Raw genomic sequence first — 2,962 nt, 5'->3', positions numbered from 1 at the left:
GCCGACTTCGCCGCTGGGGCCGCTGGCGCAGCCGCTTTTGGAGCAGCTTTGGGCGCCGGTTGCGCCGTCTGCGCCCGTGCGGAATCGGCGATACCCCCGGCCGCCACGCCAGTCATCAAAGCTAAAATCAGCACCCGCCACATGCTGGAGTGGTTCCCTCAATATTGTGACTGGAAGATGGCCCGGTCGCGCTTTGTCCCCGTGGCAGGGATAGCGGGGAAAGTCCAATTTGGGAAGGCAGTTAGCGGTATCAGCCTTTGGATCGTGCGGCACGCTGCTCGGCCCATTGCGCATCGGTCCAGCCGAGCAAATCCTCGGCGCCGGAACTGCGCAAATGTGCGCCACCGTCGATGACGACCATCTCGCCATTGATGTAGCCGGCGCGATCCGAGACCAGGAAGCTGGCGAGATCGGCAAGCTCGCTGTGCTCGCCCGTACGTCCCAGCGGATTGCGCGCGGCCCAGCCATCGTCACGGCCTTCGGGGCGGAGCTGCCCCGACGCGCCCGCGGTCGGGAACGGACCCGGCGCGATGGCGACGGTGCGGATGCCTTTCTGCCCCCATTCCACCGCAAGACTTTTGGTCATCGCCAGCAGCGCCGATTTCGCCATCGCCGAGGGCACGGTGAAGGCTCGGCCAGTGATGGTCGAGGTCGAGAGGATCGAGAGTACGACGCCGCCATGCTTGGCATCGATCCAACGCCTGCCGGCGGCGAGCGTGCAATACATCGCGCCATGCAACGTCGGCGCCAGGATCGCGTCGACCGCGCGGAACGACAGATGCTCGCTCTGGGCGATGAAGGTCGCGGCAGCGTTGTTGACGAGGATATCGAGCGGCGCCTCACGCCAGATCGCGTCCATCATCGCCTCGACGGCCGCACCGTCGCGAATATCGCAGGCGATGGTGGTGACCTTGCCGCCGGTCTCCTCGCGCATCTCGCCCGCGGTCGCTTCCAGCCGATCGAGCTTGCGGCCACAGATGACGAGCTCGGCGCCAAGCGTGAGGAAGCGACGCCCCATCGCCGCGCCAAGTCCCGAGCCGCCGCCGGTGACGAGAATGCGCTTGTTCCTGAGCAGGCTTGTTTCAAACATCGTTTGAATCCTCGATATCTCACACTCCGTCATTGCGAGCGCAACGAAGCAATCCAGAGACCGTGCGGCGGAAATAGTCTGGATTGCTTCGCTGCGCTCGCAATGACGAGGATAGGCCCTCGAGCCGTCTTAGACAAAGAATCCGGATTGTCGGGCCGCACTAAATCCGGCAAAACCGGGCCAACTATAATTCCACTCGAAACGCCCCAAGGTGCCGCCATGAAAGCCATCCTCTGCTCGCAATATTGCCAGCCCGACGATCTCGTGCTGACTGAGGTGCCGGACCCGGTGGCCGGTCCCGGCGAAGCGGTGATCGCGATCAAGGCGGCGGCGCTGAACTTCTTCGACCTCCTGATGATTCAGGGCAAGTACCAGATCAAGCCGCCGTTCCCGTTCTCGCCGGCCGCGGAAGTCGCGGGCGTGATCGAGAGCATCGGCCCTGGCGTGAGCGATTTGAAAGTCGGCGATCGCGTCGTCGCGTCCTGCGGCCACAACGGCGCGCGCGAGAAGATCGCGCTGCCGGCGGCTTCGATCGTGAAGATTCCCGACAATCTCGACTACGACCGCGCAGCCGGCATCATCATCATCTACGGCACGGCGCTGCACGCGCTGGAAGATCGCGCCAGCCCGAAGCCGGGCGAGACGCTCGCGGTGCTCGGCGCAGCCGGCGGCACCGGCCTTGCCGCCTGCGAGCTCGGCAAGCTGATGGGGTTGAAGGTGATCGCCTGCGCTTCGTCGGACGAGAAGCTCGAATTCGCGAAAGCGCATGGTGCCGAGCTGACGTTGAACTACGCCAAGGAAGATCTGAAGGAGGGCCTGCGCAAGCTCACCGGCGGCAAGGGCGTCGACATCATCTTCGATCCCGTGGGTGGTGCCTATGCCGAACAGGCGCTGCGCTCGATTGCGTGGGAAGGTCGCTTCCTCGTCATCGGCTTTGCAGCGGGCGACATTCCGAAGATGCCGCTGAACCTCGCGCTGCTGAAGGGTTGCGACATCCGCGGCGTGTTCTGGGGCGCATGGACGCGGCAGAATCCGGAGAAGAATCGCGCCAATCTCGAGAAGCTCGTGAAGTGGACGGCGGAAGGAAAGATCTCATCGCATGTCGATCGCACCTTCCCGCTGGCTCAGACCGCGGACGCGCTGAAGGTGCTCGCGGGACGCCAGGCTATGGGCAAGGTGATCCTGCATCCCTGAGGATGTGGGCGTCGCCGTCGCTACGCACGCAACTGTCACCGCTCAAATCGCCGGCGCCGCTGAAGCTGCGCCGGCTTTTTCGTGCGCCACCGCTTGGTAAAGCGCCCTCAACCATTCCCGCTAAAATTGCGGTGCATTCCCCTGCTTCGCCGCAATCAAACCCAAATCTCTCCCGATTCGCGCAAATCGTCGTCGTCTTTTGGGCTGATTCAGACGGCGATTTACCGGCTCCAGTTTGCGGGGCACTTCTGGACAACAATAAAAAGACTGAAGCCGGGAATGCCCTGCATTGCGTTAGTAATGGGGAGCATCACCATGGAGACGACGGCATACCGCCCGTCGAAGGAGTCGAGGGCGCTCGACTCCAATCGAGCCGCATCACATCCGCCGACCGCGTCATTTATCCGTGCGCGCGCCGCACGGGCCGATCTTTCGCAGGACGATCCGATTCCGCTCTTCCTGTCCGATCCGCTCGGTGCGCCGGACCCAAGCGAATATACGCCAGTGGAGTTGCGTTCCAGAATTGTGCCGCGCGTTCTCGCGGCCGTCCTGGCGGCATCCACCCTGGCAGGTATGGCCGCACTGCTTCAGCCCGACTTTCGCGGCTTCTTCACCGCCAACGCCGGTAGCTGGGTGGGGGTCGCGCCGGGCCTGGCCATGGCGTCGGCCAACGCGCCG

Annotated in this window: 2 protein-coding genes and 1 pseudogene; 2 read left to right on the top strand and 1 reads right to left on the bottom strand. The window is 63.9% G+C overall.

The window, feature by feature from the left end:
• Positions 1 to 250: 250 nt before the first annotated feature.
• Positions 251 to 1,090, bottom strand: coding sequence for an SDR family oxidoreductase (locus tag MOV74_RS34975; RefSeq protein WP_246931638.1), 840 nt, complete (start codon positions 1,088 to 1,090; stop codon positions 251 to 253).
• 219 nt (positions 1,091 to 1,309) lie between these two features.
• Here MOV74_RS34975 and MOV74_RS34970 point away from each other — a divergent pair, with 219 nt between their 5' ends.
• On the top strand, positions 1,310 to 2,284 hold the full coding sequence (locus tag MOV74_RS34970) for an NADPH:quinone oxidoreductase family protein (RefSeq protein ID WP_246931637.1): 975 nt from the start codon (positions 1,310 to 1,312) through the stop codon (positions 2,282 to 2,284).
• Between the two features lie 315 nt (positions 2,285 to 2,599).
• Positions 2,600 to 2,962: pseudogene (locus tag MOV74_RS34965) on the top strand (hypothetical protein); the annotation flags it as partial.

The organism is Bradyrhizobium sp. SHOUNA76, assembly GCF_023006445.1.
In the GTDB taxonomy this organism is placed as follows: Bacteria; Pseudomonadota; Alphaproteobacteria; order Rhizobiales; family Xanthobacteraceae; genus Bradyrhizobium.
Note: the sequence above shows the minus strand (reverse complement) of the source record. Positions and strands in the feature narration are given on the sequence as shown.

Excerpts from the sequence above, each read along its gene's own strand:
- MOV74_RS34975 (WP_246931638.1), bottom strand. The coding sequence starts at position 1,090 with ATGTTTGAAACAAGCCTGCTCAGGAACAAGCGCATTCTCGTCACCGGC.
- MOV74_RS34970 (WP_246931637.1), top strand. The coding sequence starts at position 1,310 with ATGAAAGCCATCCTCTGCTCGCAATATTGCCAGCCCGACGATCTCGTG.